Origin of the sequence: Erwinia sp. INIA01 (genome assembly GCF_025947915.1) — a bacterium.
GTDB classification, from domain to species: Bacteria; Pseudomonadota; Gammaproteobacteria; order Enterobacterales; family Enterobacteriaceae; genus Erwinia; species Erwinia coffeiphila.
Genome location: NZ_JAPDNC010000001.1, coordinates 208,195 through 222,562 on the forward strand (window position 1 = coordinate 208,195; position 14,368 = coordinate 222,562).

The window sequence follows — 14,368 nt, forward strand, 5'->3', positions numbered from 1 at the left end:
TTTGCCGGTTTTTTACGATGTTGACGGGGGCTTATTTAGCCGGGTTGATCACCACCGTTTTCAGCGCCACGCTTTCTACACCGTATTTCTGTAAAATCTTTTGATAACTGCCGTCAGCAATCAGCGCATTCACCGCGTCAGCCCACAGCTGGGCATGACCCTGCTGTTTATCTACGGCGAAACCGGACTGACCGCTGTTAAATACCGGCCCGGTAACTCGCCAGGTTGGATCTTTTTTAACTATCCAGCCCGCTTCGCCGGTATAGACCGGGGTGAGTTCCGCCTGACCGCTTTTTACCGCCAGCCATGCCGCTGACCGCGACGGATAGATGGCCACCTTCAGCGCCGGTTTGCCCTGCTGCTGGCAGGCCGCTGCCTGCTGGTTCAGCGCATCAATGGTAGATTGCCCGGCCAGGGCTGCGACGGAATGACCGCAGAGCGATGTCAGCTCGCTGGAAAGCTTGACGGTGCCATCGCTGCGGGTAATAAACGAATAACCGGCATCAATCAAAGGCACGATATCCACGACCTGCTGGCGCGGTACGGTGGCATCGGTGCCCAGCGCCAGATCGTAACGGTGGCTTTGCAGACCGGGAATGAAGGTATCAAAAGTGCCATTCTTAACGTCCAGCTTCGCGCCCAGCTTATTTGCCGCCGCTGAAACTATTTCGTAGAAATAGCCGCTGTTCTCCCCTTTATCGTCTACAAAGACGACCGGTTCGTAGTCATTCTGCATAATGCCGTGCAGCTGTTTATCTTTTAACGTTATTGCTAAAGGCGCGGCCAGTGCAGCGTGCGTCAGGCTACCGATTAAAGCAGCCAGTAATATTTTCTTCATGAGATACCCGGTGATTATCGAGAGTAAACCGCCTGCGGTTCAGCAAAATGCCGTTCAGGCGAAAAGAGAGGCCAGTCGCGGGCAATATTGACTTCGCCTGCAACGGCCTCAGACAGCAACTCGCCCAGCGCGGGGGCCAGTTTGAAGCCATGCCCGGACAGGCCAATGCCAATCCAGACGTGGGGATGGTTTTTCAGTTCGCCAATCAGCGGAGCCTGATCGTGGGTGTAGGCTTCCGGCCAGGTGCCGCCGCCCACAATGGTACGGTGTGCGCCGTTCACCGCATCCGTCACGTGACGATCGAGGCGCTCGTGGAGAACAGGCGTCAGACTGCTAGTGGCTTCCGTGGCGACAAGTTCGGGGTCGTGCTGTTCATTCAGCTCGGCATCGCCCACAAAGAATTTAAAGTTTTTGCCATCCGGCAGGGGCTGGGTATTCCACATCGCCCGCCCGGCGCTTACGCGCATCGTCGGAGGAAACGCCACGCTGTCGAAGCCGGTTTCTTTGCCCACGTGGAAGCTCATACCGAGTCGGCGTGAGGAGATGGGTAAATCGGGGAGCAGCCGCTTGCTCCACGCACCGGTGGCCACAATCACCCGATCAAAAGTGCTTACCTTACCGTTAATCGTCAGTTCGACCGCGCCGTCTCGCGCCACAATCTCGTCGATTTGAGTCTGTTCATGAATCTTTGCCCCCAACTGCTGCGCCTGCCCGGCGGACGCCAGCAGCAGTTCATGCGTCAGCAAAATGCCCCCGGCGGGGTCAAAAATGCCTTCCTCATCTTCATCAATATTCAGGCGCGGGAATCTCTGATTCAGCGCCGCGCGCGATAGTCGCTCATGGGGCAGATTTTGTTGCTTCGCCGAGTTTTCCACTGCCGTAAACCACGGGCTGTCAGGCGTGCCGATGGTGAGGCATCCTCCCCCCCAAAATAGCTGTGTCTGTTGTTCCTGCTCCAGCTGATGCCAGAGCTGACTGGCGCGCTGTAGCAAGGTCGTGTAAGCCGCGCCTTCACCGTAGATCAGTCGATGCTGACGAGAACGGCCACCTGATGCACCGATATTATTCCCGACGCGATACTGCTCGAATCCCTCAACGTGAAAACCTTTGCGTGCCAGTGCCAGCAGGGTTGCACAGCCCAGCGCACCCAGTCCTACCACTGCTATCTTGATGGTCATGATTGCGACAGCCTTAAAAGAAAATACGTTCTGCGCTTGTCGAGGGCTCTCCCTTACGCGCAGCGAACAGGCGGCGCGGGGAAAGCGTTCAGCATCAGGTGCGCAAAATATTAAACGGGTGACAGGGCGAAATAATCGATATGGCTTCTGCCAACATTCATTCCGCCGGAATAAGACAACCATACTGGAATGGTCAGAGGGGGTTGTAAAATCACTATATCGGCTATGTAATTCGGTAAAACAGATATGCCGCGAATTATATAACGGTTTCTTTATTCTTTAATGAACCTAATGAATAAAAAAAATTTTTAAACTCTTTTTAAAAAAGGCCGGGATTTATCGTTATTTCAGTGAATCAATATAATAATCCGATCGTTGTGGGTTGAATAAGCCGTCATCGGGTATTTTTACCGCCGACAATAAAAAGGTTACGCCAGTTGCGTAACCTTTTTAATTGAGCGTTTTACTTTATGAGAAAGCGAGGGTTAACTCTTGCCGTTCTCCCATCCCCCTCCCAGCGCCTGATACAGCCGTACCAGCGCCAGCGACACATTGGCATCGCTTTTTACCTGCTCCTGCTGCGAAGCCAGCAGCTCTTTTTGCATGGTCAGCACGTTGAGGAAGTCGGTGGCACCCGCCTCGTACTGCTTCGATGCCGCCGCCAGCGCGATGCGATCGTTTTCCACCAGGGTTGCCAGCTGGCTGCGCTGGCGCTGATAGGTGTCGTAATCCACCATCGCGTCACTCACTTCATGCCAGGCCTTGAGCACCGTGGACTGGAAGTGGATTGCCGCTTCCTGCTGCTGTGCTTTTTTCAGCGCCAGCTGGCCGCGCAGCCGTCCGCCTTCAAATATCGGCAGATTCAGCGACGGACCGAAGCTGTAAAGGCGCGATCCCCAGTTCCCCAGCTGGCTAAACTGCATCGCCTGTAACCCGACGTTGCCGCTCAGGGTAATACTCGGATAGAAATCTGCGGTCGCCACGCCAATATCGGCGGTGGCCGCATGCAGCTGCGCCTCGGCGGCGCGGATATCCGGTCGGCGCTGCGCCAGCTCGGACGGCAGACCAACCGGCACTTCCGGCGGCGTCAGCGGCAGCGGTCGGCTACCGGCCAGCCGCTCGGTTAATGCCCCCGGGTTTTCACCCAGCAGGAAGCTTAGCGAGTTCATCAGGTGCGCTTCCTGCTGTTCGAGGATCGGCAGGGTCGATTCCACCGAGGCTACCTGCGCCTGCGCCTGGGCCACCTCCAGCCGGGTAGCCACGCCGTCGTCCATGCGGATGCCGGTCAGCTTCAGGCTGTGGCGGGCGATGTCCAGGTTTTGCAGGCTGATATCGCGCTGGAGCTGCACGCTGCGCAGCTGGAAATAATCACTGACGGTCGCCGCCTGCACGGTTAACAGCACCGCACGGCGCTGGTCGTCGCTGACCTCTACGCGGGCGGCGGACGATTCGCGTTCCCGCCGCAGCCGTCCCCACATATCCAGCTCCCAGGATGCGCCGATGCCCGGCTGCCAAACGCTCCAGGCCTTTTTACCGCCCAGCCCGGAGATATCCTGCAGCCCGTTCTGGCTGTTGCGGGCGCGCTGGTACGACGCCGTGGCGTCAACCGACGGCAGGCTCTCCCCGGTCACCACGCGGTGCTCCGCCTGCGCCTGTAGCAGACGCGCGCCCGCCGCCTGCACATCAAGGTTGCTGCGCGCGGATTGCTCAACCAGTGCGGTCAGGGTGTCATCATGGAAAATTTGCCACCACTGCGGCTGCAGTTCGCGTTCAGCAATGCGCCCCGGTGCGTGACCCTGCGGCCACGTCTGCGGGCTGCTCACATCAGGCGGCGTGAAGTCCGGGCCGACCATGCAGCCGCTCAGCAGCAGAATACTGGTGGCTAAGGCAGTCAGTTTCATGATTTCTCTCCTGCCTTCACGGTATGAATAGTGGCCTCCACCGCCATGCCCACCCGCAGCTGTTCCGCCTGCCGCTGACCGCCGTCGAGTTCAATTTTGACCGGAATACGCTGCACCACCTTAGTAAAGTTGCCGGTGGCGTTATCCGGCGTAATCGCCGAGAAGGTGACGCCCGTTGCCGGGGCAAAGCTGTTTACCACACCGTGCAGCAGCGCCCCGTTGAAGCTGTCGACGCGGATATCCACCCGCTGCCCTGGCCGCACGTGCTCAAGCTGGGTTTCCTGAAAATTGGCCACCACATAGGCTTTATTCAGCGGCACCACCGCCAGCATCGGCGTGCCGGGCGTGACGTACGCCCCCTCACGCACGACGCGCTGCCCGACCCATCCGGCAATCGGGGCCAGGATTTTGGTGTACGACAGGTTCAGTCTGGCAGTATCCAGCATCGCCTGCGATCGCTGTAGCTCCCCCTGCGCCCGCTGGAATTCCGCCTGTAACACCACGGTTTTCGCCCGGGCGGCGTTGAGCGTGGCAGTATCGCGTGCCACGTTGGCCTGAGCGGTGTCGATCCGCGATCGTGCCAGCTGGGCATTTTGCTGGCTGCCCGCGCCGTGGGCGGCCAGGTCGAGATAGCGCGCCAGCTCCGCTTTAGCAAAGACATAACCGGCCCGGCTGGCGGCCAGCGTGGCGTCAGCCTGAGCAATCATCGACTGCTGCTGCGCCAGGCTGGCACTGGCATTGTCCACCGTGGCCTGCTGTACCACCACGCTGGCCTCTGCCGCGTTCAGTTCCGACAGCAGATCGCGGTCATCGATCTCCACCAGCAGCTGCCCCTGTTCCACATACTGATTGTCTTTTACTGCCACCCGCGCAATTTGCCCGGTGATACGCGGCGTGACCACGGTGTAGTCGGCGCGGATAAAGGCATCGTTGGTTCGCTGGTCGGCGCTGTCGCCCAGCAGGCCAAACCCGATCCCTGCCGCCACGGCCAGTACGGCGGCTCCGGCCACAAGCGGTACGTTCTTCTTAGTCAATTTCAATAAAGTCATGTTCAAGCCTTATGCATGAGAAGCGGCAAGCGGTCGCGGTGGATACACGCGGGTTGCCATTAAAGGAATAAAGAAAATCAGAATCGCGGTCAGCAGAGTCATCACCTGATAAACGTCGGCGGAAGCCAGTACCACCGCCTGCACGTGGATCTGTTCCGCCAGCGCGGACAGGCCTTCACCGTCAGAAGGAGGGATCGACAGCGCCTGACCGCTGTTGCCCCACTGATTGACCAGCGTGTTGGAGTGGAAATGTTCACGCGCGGTGGTCAACCCTTCCAGTACGCCGCTACCCACCACCGCCGCCATGCCCTTCACGGTGTTAAACCACGCGGAAGCAAATGGCCCTTCGGCGGGCGGCAGGCCGTTGGTCGCCAGCATCAGTAGGGGTATCACCGCCATCGGCTGCCCGAGGATTTGCAGCATTTGCAGGCCGTAGAAGTTGTCGCGTATCCAGTCGGAGGTCATAGCGCTGCCGAGGTAGCAGGTCACGGCGATCAGACCCAGACCGCAGGCCAGCACCCAGCGGCAGTCAACGCGAGTGAAATTGCACAGCGCCGAGACCAGCGGTAGCGCAACCAGCTGACCCAGCGCCACGTACAGCGCCAGCGGCACGGTTTGCAGCGGCCGGTAGCCCTGGATCTCCGCCAGATACCCAGCCGGTATCCCCGGCACCGCCACCAGAACAACCAGCACTCCGCCGAGGGTAATCAGCGAAAAGGTTAAGTTACGCCGCGCCAACTGCTGCACTTTGAAAAACGGCAGCGGATGGAACCATTCGTTGATCATAAACAGCGTCAGGGTTGTCAGCCCCAGCAGCAGCATCCGGCAGATAAACGGTGAATCCAGCCAGCCCAGCCGCGTGCCCTGCTCCAGCACCACCACCAGCGAGGTAATGGCCGGGAGTCCGAGCAGCAGACCAACCCAGTTGAACTGCGCGAAGCGTTCCAGCCGTAGCGGGTCCTGTGGAATACCCCAGGAAACGGCGGCCATCGCCAGCAGGCAGATCGGGATGATTTGCCAGAACACCATTTGCCAGCCGGTGTACTCGGTCCACAACGCCGCCAGCGGGATGCCCAGATTCGGTCCGAACGTTGCCGTCAGCGCATAGGCCCCCAGGCCGTACAGCTTGATCCCCGGCGGTAAAAAGCGCAGCGCCGCGCTCATCAGCATCGGCGGCAGGCAGCCGCCAAACAGCCCCTGGATCGTGCGCAGCACGTAGAGGGTCGGCAGATTGGGTGCCAGCGGGCACAGCATCCCCGCCAGCATAAACACGGCGGTCACGCCGAAGGTAAAACGGCGCAGCGACAGCGTGGCCGAAAACCACGGTGCAAACGCCATCGCCGCCACCTGCGCGGCTTCATACAGCGTGGTCAGCCAGCTGCCTTCATCGTGGCTGACCGACAGCACGCCGCGAACGTCGGTCATGGCGATATCCGTTACGTGCTCGTTTAATCCGGCCACCAGCGATGCCAGCAAAATACCGGTCAGCCCTGTCATGATGCGCAGGTCAAACGCCGCCACGGGCGGCGCAGCTTTGGGTTGCGCGAGTGTTTGCATAGTTCATCCTTTCCAGTCGATCAGGCGCACAGTCTAGAAAGATGCAGGAGGGACAGGAATTGCGATGTGTGCAGCCGAGGCGTGCGTCTGGCGCACTGGTCAGATGCGCCCGGAGGCATTTATTTACCCGCCTGAGAACCGGAAGATGCGTGCTTTAACCCTGCCTAAGAAGGAAACAGCATGTTTAATACGATACTGGTCGCGCTGGACGGTTCGCCGCAGTCGCTGGCGGTGATTGAGCTCAGCCGTAAAATCACCGCCGGACACCCGGCAACAATACATATTCTGTGCGTGGTCGACGGCGCGTATCTGCTGCCAGAGGAAAACTATTTTTACCTGGAGGAGCAGCATGCAACGGAGGCCAGCGACGGTTTGATTTACCCTCCGGCCGATCGCGAATATCAGGCCGCGCAGGAAACGGTGAACCAGGCCGTTGGCAGCCTGCGCTGGGAGAATCGCAAGGTGAGCGGGCTGATCGTCGGCGGTGAGCCAACGCAGGTGATTATCCAGCAGGCAGCAAGGCTGAAGGTCGATCTGATTGTGATGGGGCACCGGCATTTATCGTCGCTGAAGCGCTGGGTCGAACACTCCATCGTGAAGGAAGTGATCGACCTCGCGGCCTGTCCGGTGCTGGTTGAAAACGAAGAGACGGAGCAGTCGTGCTAAGCCAGGTTACGCCCCATCGGATTGAACACAGAGTTGGTGAATAGTCCGCCGCAGCCACTGATGGGCGGGATCGTTCTGGAATCGCGGATGCCAGGCCTGCACGATGGGAATGGCATCCAGCTCCACCGGCAGCGGAAACGCCCGCGTTTTAATCCCCATCTCCTGCACCGCGCGGACCACGTGGCCCGGCAGCGGCAGTATCAGATCGGAGTTCCCCAGCGAAAACACTCCCGAATGGAAGGTCGGCACCACCAGCGAGATATGGCGCACCAGCCCCAGCTCCGCCAGGCGTTTGTCGATCGGCCCCCGCGCGCGCCCGCGTCGCGACACGCTGATCTGCTCGTAGCGGGCAAAGGATTCCGGGGTGATCTCGCTGGCGAAAATCGGATGATCCTCTCGCGCCAGCCCCATAAAATGGGTGGAAAACAGCGACTGCACGTGGATATCGTCCCCCAGCGGTCGCATCGCGCTGATATACAGATCCACCTTGCCGTCGCGCAGGCTGTCTTCATCGCTGCCGTTTTCCGGGGTAAAGCGCAGGCCGACATTGACCGCCTCCTGCCGCAGGCGGCTGAGCAGCACGCCGCCAAACGCGCTGATAAACACATCGTTGGCGTGCAGCGTGAAGGTGCGCTCCAGCTGGGATAAATCCACCCCCGACTGCGGCTGAAGCAGGCGAATCGCCTCGCCCATCACCTGATGGACTTCGTCCCTGAGCGCCAGCGCCCGGGGGGTGGGCACCATTTTCCGCCCCGACTTAACCAGAATCGGGTCGCCCAGCTGATGCCGGATACGGGTCAGGGTGCGGCTCATCGCCGGCGGGCTGAGGTTCATTCTGCGCGCGGCACCAATCACCGAACCCTCGTCCAGCAGCGCATCCAGCGCAATAATCAGATTTAAATCAGGAATTTTCATCGGTCAGGAAAAATTCTCCAGCACGGAGATAAACGAATGGCGATCGCCCTGCCCGGTTGTCAGCTTGACGCGGCTTTCGATATCGGCCAGATGGTGCTCCATCAGCTGCCGGGCCTGCTGCAGATTTTTATCCTTCAGAGCCTGAACAATCATCCGGTGATGATCCGCGCCACAGTCGTCATGGCGATGATCCTCATACAGCGACATCACCAGCGACAGGCGGGCAACAATTTTCGCCAGGACTTCAGTCAGCACCGCATTGTGCGCAAGGTCCGCCAGTGCGATGTGGAACTGTCCGGACTGCACGGCACGCGATTTCTCGTCACCGTGCTGATGAACCCGTTCTTCCTCGTCAGCCAGTTTTTCCAGCGATTCCAGCTCGGCAGCAGTGACCCTTGCGGCCACCAGCTCAAGTAAAATACCTTCCAGCTTGCGGCGGGCCTCAAACAGGCTGCGCGCTTCCTCAATGCCGGGTTCGGCCACAAAAGTGCCGCGATTGCGTTTGCGCTCCAGCAGGTGATCGCTCTCCAGCACGCCCAGCGCACCGCGAACCACGGTACGGCTGACGCCGAAGTGATCGGCAATCGCCTCTTCCAGAATTTTGCTGCCCGGTTTTAACGCACCCTCGCTGATGGCTTTCGCCAGCGTAATGCGTATCCGCTCAGAGACATCATCATGGCTGTCGGCGCTTTTATCGGCTGCCGCAGGACGGCCGCGCGGCTTTTTCATGTTTTCTCCCTGTTCACACCTGAATTCAGACGGTTGCTTCACTATCTCTGTAATTAAATTCCTGCGCAACTTTTACCTTAAATCGATGCCCTGTGCGGCGCAGAGTGCGCGGATATGATCGGCGGATTGCTGAATAAAGCCTACGGTCTGCGTGTAACCGTAGGGTTGATGCTGATAGCTGGGATAGCCATAGTGCGCGCGTTCATAGCTCTCCCAGTCGGCAATCTCTCCGGCGGCAACCTGCTGTTCAAAGGCATCCAGCATGACGAAATAGGCATCCAGCTCCTGCTCGTTGAGGTCCGGATGGCCCGCGCGCCACAGCGGATCGTCTATCTGAATACACTGCCGTGGCCAGGCCTGGCGCGGCTTATCCTCGCAGGACTGAGCAATTTCAAGCGACAGATTAATCTGCGGATTCACCCCGGCCAGCAGGGCCAGAATCGGGGAAAAATCCACAATACCGCTACCGCAGGGGCGCGGCTGGAAGTCCAGCCCGCCCGGCGCGCGGCCAACGTAGGCGTCCTTAATGTGGGTTTGCCGTACCCAGGGTGCCAGCCTGCGTGCCGCCAGCAGCGGATGTTCACCCCGCTGCAGCATGTTCGCCGTGTCGAGCACTACGCCAACGCAATCCTCGCCTACCGCCTCGATCAATCGCAGGATCTCAAATGAGGTAATCTCGTCATGGGTTTCGATATTCATATGCACACCGTGCGCCCGCGCCGCGGGAGCCAGCAAACGCAGCACTTTCTCCGTGGCCAGCAGCTGATCTTTCCAGCTGACGTCGGTGCGGAAGCGATCAACCGCAAAGCGCCCGGTAAACTGCGGTTTAAAGTTCCCGGTGGAAACCCACAGTTCCCGGCAGCCAATTTCAGCGCCGGTCTCAATCATCCGGATCAGCCCTGCAATAATGTCACCGCCGCCTGCGGCACGCAGTTCAGGCACTTCGGCATTGCAGAACGGATTAATTTTTCCCAGTCCGGCTTCCAGATAAAGATCCAGCTCGTCGGCCCTGCTGCGCAGTTCCCGCAGCGCACCGCGATCCAGCGTGGGGCTCATATCCAGCAGCGTACTGAAGAATACCCCACCCAGCCCCAGAGACTTGACATGATCCAGACTGGCCAGCGCGCCGCGCTTTTTCACTTCCGGCAGCTTCAACCCATCGATACCTAATCTCACGACTCTTTCCTTTTGATAGTTAGTAACGCTCAGAGAGGGTGCAAATCATGTGCCACAAAAGGAAAAAACCACCTAACAAACTAATTTTAAATAAAATTTATATAATTAATTTTTGTTTTAACTATATTCGAAAGTTAATTATTAATTTTGATTGCAAGGATAATAATGACAGTGAAAAGCAAAGCATTTATCTATCACAATGATTTAATTAAATAATTCATCACAATCACCAGACTTTACAGCTCCTGCATCTTCCGGCAACTCCCCACCAGTGTATGCGAATGCACCAATATGAGGATGATTTTGCACCACCGTGAACAGCATTGATGAGTAAAAACAGGATTAATTAAAGATTCATATTTATGCGAAACTTTGTGCGAATTTATATTTTAAATTTATTTTCGTTTAATTTCATATCGTTAAAAACAAAACTCATTCTTTCATTCAATCTGGCACATCGCTTGCTATCTCCTTGATACATCGTTCCTGGCTTTTTTCAGCACCTTCAACCTGGGAAGCACTATGGCAGAAATGCAATCCATGTCCTTACGCAAGCGCCTGAGCGTGCAGGGCCTGACTCACAGCTACGGCGGCAGTAATGCGATAAACGATATCTCCTTCACTATCGAACCCGGAGAAGTCGTTGCGCTTTTAGGGCCAAGCGGCTGTGGCAAATCAACGGTGCTGCGGGCGATCGCCGGACTGATCCAGCCTAAGGCAGGAAAAATCGTGTTGGGGGATGACGATCTCGCATCGTTATCCGCCAGAGCGCGCGGCATCGGTATGGTTTTCCAGAACTACGCGCTTTTCCCGCACCTGACCGTTGCGGAAAACATCGCCTATCCGCTGGCGTGTCAGCAGATTTCCCGCCCGGCACGGCAGAAGCGGGTTGAAGAGATGCTGGCGATGGTGCGGCTCGATGAATTCGGCAACCGTCTGCCGCGTGAACTGTCGGGTGGCCAGCAGCAGCGGGTGGCGGTTGCTCGTGCGATTGCCGGTCGCCCTTCTCTGCTTCTACTCGATGAACCGTTTGGAGCACTGGATCGCGCCCTGCGCTTTGATTTACAGGTGGAGCTGCTGCATCTGCAAAAAACGCTGGGTATTACCACGCTGATCGTCACCCACGACCAGGAAGAGGCGCAGAGTCTGGCCAATCGCCTGGTGCTGATGAACAAAGGCCACGTTGAGCAGATCGATACCCCCATGGCGGTTTACGACCGGCCCCGCTCGCTGTTTGTGAATACTTTTATTGGCCAGGCCAATCAGCTGCCTGCCACCGTGCTGCGTTTTGACGATGACACCACGCTGGTCGGCCTGGCGGACAATACCACGCTGCGCCTGCCGCGCCGTCTCAGCTTTACCCCTGGATCAAAAGTGACCCTGACCTGTCGTCCGGAGGAAGTGCGTCTGCTGCCTCAACCCGGCGAGAACAGCCAGAAGGTGACGGTCACCGTTTCCGTGCCGCTTGGCCCGGTGCTGCTTCATGAACTGAAACTGGACTGCGGCAGCAGCCTGCGCGCCTCTGAGGTCCGCCGCCCCGGTACAGCGGCCCCGTTACCCGGCACGTCACTCTTTGCCGACATTGATACCACACGCTGTCACGCCTTCCCGGCTGAACCGCAACCCTGAATGCTTAACCTGAGGTCAACACCATGAAAGATTTCCCAATCAGTCGTCGTCGGTTTGGTCAGCTACTGGCAGGCTCCGCCGCCGCCGCAATGTTACCCGTTTCACTGCGCGCGATGGCTGCCGATAAAGGCCGCGCGGTAGCGGCGACCTTCCCCGGAACCTGGGAGGATGCCTATCGAACTGTCCTCACGCCGATGCTGCAAAAAGAGGGCTACGGACTGACTATCGCCCCGGCGATGGCGCAGGATCAGCTGGCAAAAGTGATGGCAAGTCGGGGAAATCCTTCCTACGACGCGCTGCTGATGTCACCGGGGCAGATGACGGTGGCAGTACAAAACAACCTGATTCAGAAAATCGATCCGACAAGGCTGAAGAACTGGCACCTGATCGCCCCCGATTTTCAGGGGGAGTACGGGCCTACGGTCACTGTGGAAGTGAACGGCATTGCCTATAACCCGGATTTGGTGCCGCGTCCGCGTGGCTATAAAGACCTTTTTGAAAATCCGGCTTACAAAGGGCTGGTGTCCTGGACCGGCTTTGCCTCGAACACGGCGGTGATGGCCTACACGGAAATCGCCAAACTCTACGGCAGCGGCCCGGACGATATGAAAGCGGTGTTCGACCTGTTCCGCAAATATCCCGAGCAGATGAAAAACATCGTCGACAGTACCAACCATCAGATGACGCTGTTCCAGCAGGGCGAAATCGCGGTGTTTATGTGCAGTACCGGCAACGTGGCGCGCCTGAAAAGCCTGGGGATGAATGCCGAGTTTGTTCACCCGGAAAGTGGTTCCCCGGCCGCCCCGGTCAACATTCATCTTGCCAGCGGCAGTCGCAATGCCGATGCGGTCTACGCCTATATGGATGCCGCCATCTCGCAGGCGGCGCAGGACCGGTTCAAGCTGCCACCGGCCGAAATGTTTCCCACCAACAGCGAAGTCGCACTGACGCCGGAGATCGCCGCCTATGTCACTCGCGAGCAGTTGAAAACGCTGGTCTATCCCGACTGGGACAGCATCAACAAAAATCGCGATGCCTGGATACGCGAATTTGACACCCTTGTTGCAGGCTGAGGTGACGGAATGAAGCAGAGCGGCTTTCCTTATGTTGTTCCGATGCTGGTGCTGTCGGTGCTGTTTTTTGCCGTGCCGCTCGTTGTACTGATCGGATTCAGCTTTATCCACCCCGGCGGGCTTACCCTTGAACACTACGCGCGATTTTTTGGCGATGCTTTTAACTTTCGCGTACTGGTGAACACCGCCCGACTGGGGCTGGAGACGGCCATCGGCACCACCCTGTTGGGCCTGCCGATTGCCCTGCTTTACTGGCACAGCGGGCGCACGATGCGGCAGATGATTATTTTTCTGACGCTGATCCCGATGCTGACCAGCAACGTGGTGCGTACATTCGCGTGGATCGTCATCCTGGGCCGCCAGGGGCCGATCAGCGATGCGCTGATGGCGCTGGGGATCACCGGCGCGCCCACCAGCCTGATGTTTACCGAGCTGGGGCTGGTGATGGCGATGTGTCAGATCGATCTGCCGCTGATCCTGCTGCCGCTGATTGCCATTCTGACCCGCACGCCTTACTCACTGACCGAAGCCGCACAGGTTTCCGGTGCCGGTCCGTGGCGCATTCTGATTACCGTGATGCTGCCCGTCATGCTGCCGGGTCTGCTGGCCGGCTGGATACTGGTGATTGCCAGCACCAGCAGCTCGTTCGTCACCCAGGCGGTGATCGGTGGGGCACGCAACGTCTACGTTCCGCAGCTGATCTATCGTGAAGTCGGCACGCTGTTTGACTGGCCGCTGGCCTCGGCGATTGCGGTTGTACTGCTGCTGTCCACCGGCTGTTTACTGGTTGCCCTCTCCATGATTTCACGCCACAGGAGGCTGAACGGTCATGCTTAATTTTCGCGAGAATCCTGTTCCAGCGCTGCTTTACAAGGTGTTTGTCTACGGTTTTGGCGTACTCTGCCTGATCTATCTGATCGCGCCGATCGTTATCGCACTGATGATGTCCTTCACCGCCGGTCAGACGCTGAAATACCCGCCGGAAGGGTTTTCACTGCGCTGGTATGAAGCGCTGCTGGACCCGGTTCGCTCCGCAACCGAGCATATTGCGGCGGGCAATTCGCTGAAAATTGCCGCTCTGGCGGTGGCGGGATCGCTGCTGTTTGCGGTACCAGCCACCATTGGAATGACGCGCATGAAACGGAAAAGCGTGAACAGCATAGAACCCCTGCTGCTTGCGCCACTGGTGATGCCGAGCCTGGTTTACGGGCTGGCCGCGCTGATTGTCGCCAATTTTGTCGGCTTCCAGCCTTCGCTCTGGCTGACGGTCACCGGTCATATCGTGGTGTTTGGCCCACTGATGTATCGCGCTGCCTCGGTGGTGGCTCAGGGGATGAACCCGTCGCTGGCCGAAGCATCGACCACCATGGGGGCCAGCTGGTTTATGACGCTGCGCCGCGTCACGCTGCCGCTGCTGATGCCGGGCATTCTGGCCGGTGCGTTTCTGGTGTTTATCCAGTCGCTGGATAACGTCACGGTGTCACTTTTCCTCGCGGACGCCAGTACCACGGTACTGCCGCTGCGAATGTTTGCGCTGATTGAAGAATCACTGGACGTCCGCGTGGCGGCGATCTCCGGGATATTGATTGGCCTCACCCTGTTGGGATTACTGGTCGCTCGTCGGGTGCTGGCTCCGCGACCGCAAAATCACTGATCG

General features: G+C 58.4%; 13 protein-coding genes. 5 read left to right on the plus strand and 8 right to left on the minus strand.

The annotated features are described in order from the left end of the window. Nucleotides 1-31: 31 nt before the first annotated feature. From OMR58_RS00885 to OMR58_RS00905, 5 genes are all read right to left on the minus strand, one after another. The gene (locus OMR58_RS00885) at nt 32-838 is read right to left on the minus strand and encodes a transporter substrate-binding domain-containing protein (RefSeq protein ID WP_264545136.1); all 807 of its coding nucleotides are present in this window, start codon (nt 836-838) and stop codon (nt 32-34) included. 14 nt (nt 839-852) lie between these two features. Further along, nucleotides 853-2,016, minus strand: coding sequence for an FAD-dependent oxidoreductase (locus OMR58_RS00890; protein ID WP_264545137.1), 1,164 nt, complete (start codon nt 2,014-2,016; stop codon nt 853-855). 485 nt (nt 2,017-2,501) lie between these two features. Beyond that, nucleotides 2,502-3,917: an efflux transporter outer membrane subunit gene (locus OMR58_RS00895; RefSeq protein ID WP_264545138.1), complete on the minus strand. Its 1,416-nt coding sequence runs from the start codon at nt 3,915-3,917 to the stop codon at nt 2,502-2,504. Next, nucleotides 3,914-4,966, minus strand: coding sequence for an HlyD family secretion protein (locus OMR58_RS00900; RefSeq protein ID WP_264545139.1), 1,053 nt, complete (start codon nt 4,964-4,966; stop codon nt 3,914-3,916). Before OMR58_RS00900 ends, OMR58_RS00895 begins: the two co-directional genes overlap by 4 nt. A gap of 9 nt (nt 4,967-4,975) precedes the next feature. Further along, nucleotides 4,976-6,523: an MFS transporter gene (locus OMR58_RS00905; protein ID WP_264545140.1), complete on the minus strand. Its 1,548-nt coding sequence runs from the start codon at nt 6,521-6,523 to the stop codon at nt 4,976-4,978. Between the two features lie 180 nt (nt 6,524-6,703). On the opposite strand from OMR58_RS00905, the gene OMR58_RS00910 reads away from it, so the two are divergent. Beyond that, complete coding sequence (locus OMR58_RS00910; protein WP_200559109.1) at nt 6,704-7,189, plus strand: universal stress protein; 486 nt, start codon at nt 6,704-6,706, stop codon at nt 7,187-7,189. 6 nt (nt 7,190-7,195) lie between these two features. Here OMR58_RS00910 and OMR58_RS00915 read toward each other — a convergent pair whose 3' ends face one another. From OMR58_RS00915 to OMR58_RS00925, 3 genes are all read right to left on the minus strand, one after another. Beyond that, nucleotides 7,196-8,104, minus strand: coding sequence for a LysR family transcriptional regulator (locus tag OMR58_RS00915; protein WP_200559110.1), 909 nt, complete (start codon nt 8,102-8,104; stop codon nt 7,196-7,198). Nucleotides 8,105-8,107: 3 nt separating this feature from the next. Next, complete coding sequence (locus OMR58_RS00920) at nt 8,108-8,833, minus strand: GntR family transcriptional regulator (RefSeq protein ID WP_200559111.1); 726 nt, start codon at nt 8,831-8,833, stop codon at nt 8,108-8,110. A gap of 72 nt (nt 8,834-8,905) precedes the next feature. Next, entirely contained in the window at nt 8,906-10,009 is a 1,104-nt protein-coding gene (locus OMR58_RS00925; protein ID WP_264545141.1) for a sugar phosphate isomerase/epimerase family protein, read from the minus strand. A 522-nt stretch (nt 10,010-10,531) separates the two neighbouring features. On the opposite strand from OMR58_RS00925, the gene OMR58_RS00930 reads away from it, so the two are divergent. Genes OMR58_RS00930 through OMR58_RS00945 form a run of 4 tightly spaced genes read left to right on the plus strand, consistent with a single transcriptional unit; the run spans nt 10,532 to nt 14,365 of the window. Continuing rightward, complete coding sequence (locus OMR58_RS00930; RefSeq protein ID WP_264545142.1) at nt 10,532-11,638, plus strand: ABC transporter ATP-binding protein; 1,107 nt, start codon at nt 10,532-10,534, stop codon at nt 11,636-11,638. 23 nt (nt 11,639-11,661) lie between these two features. Continuing rightward, nucleotides 11,662-12,711 carry an ABC transporter substrate-binding protein gene (locus tag OMR58_RS00935; protein WP_105591845.1) on the plus strand — a complete coding sequence of 350 codons (1,050 nt, stop codon included), beginning with the start codon at nt 11,662-11,664 and terminating at the stop codon, nt 12,709-12,711. A gap of 9 nt (nt 12,712-12,720) precedes the next feature. Continuing rightward, nucleotides 12,721-13,548 carry an ABC transporter permease gene (locus OMR58_RS00940; protein ID WP_200559113.1) on the plus strand — a complete coding sequence of 276 codons (828 nt, stop codon included), beginning with the start codon at nt 12,721-12,723 and terminating at the stop codon, nt 13,546-13,548. Continuing rightward, nucleotides 13,541-14,365, plus strand: a complete 825-nt coding sequence (locus OMR58_RS00945) for an ABC transporter permease (RefSeq protein ID WP_200559114.1) — start codon at nt 13,541-13,543, stop codon at nt 14,363-14,365. Before OMR58_RS00940 ends, OMR58_RS00945 begins: the two co-directional genes overlap by 8 nt. The last annotated feature ends 3 nt before the right edge of the window (nt 14,366-14,368 follow it).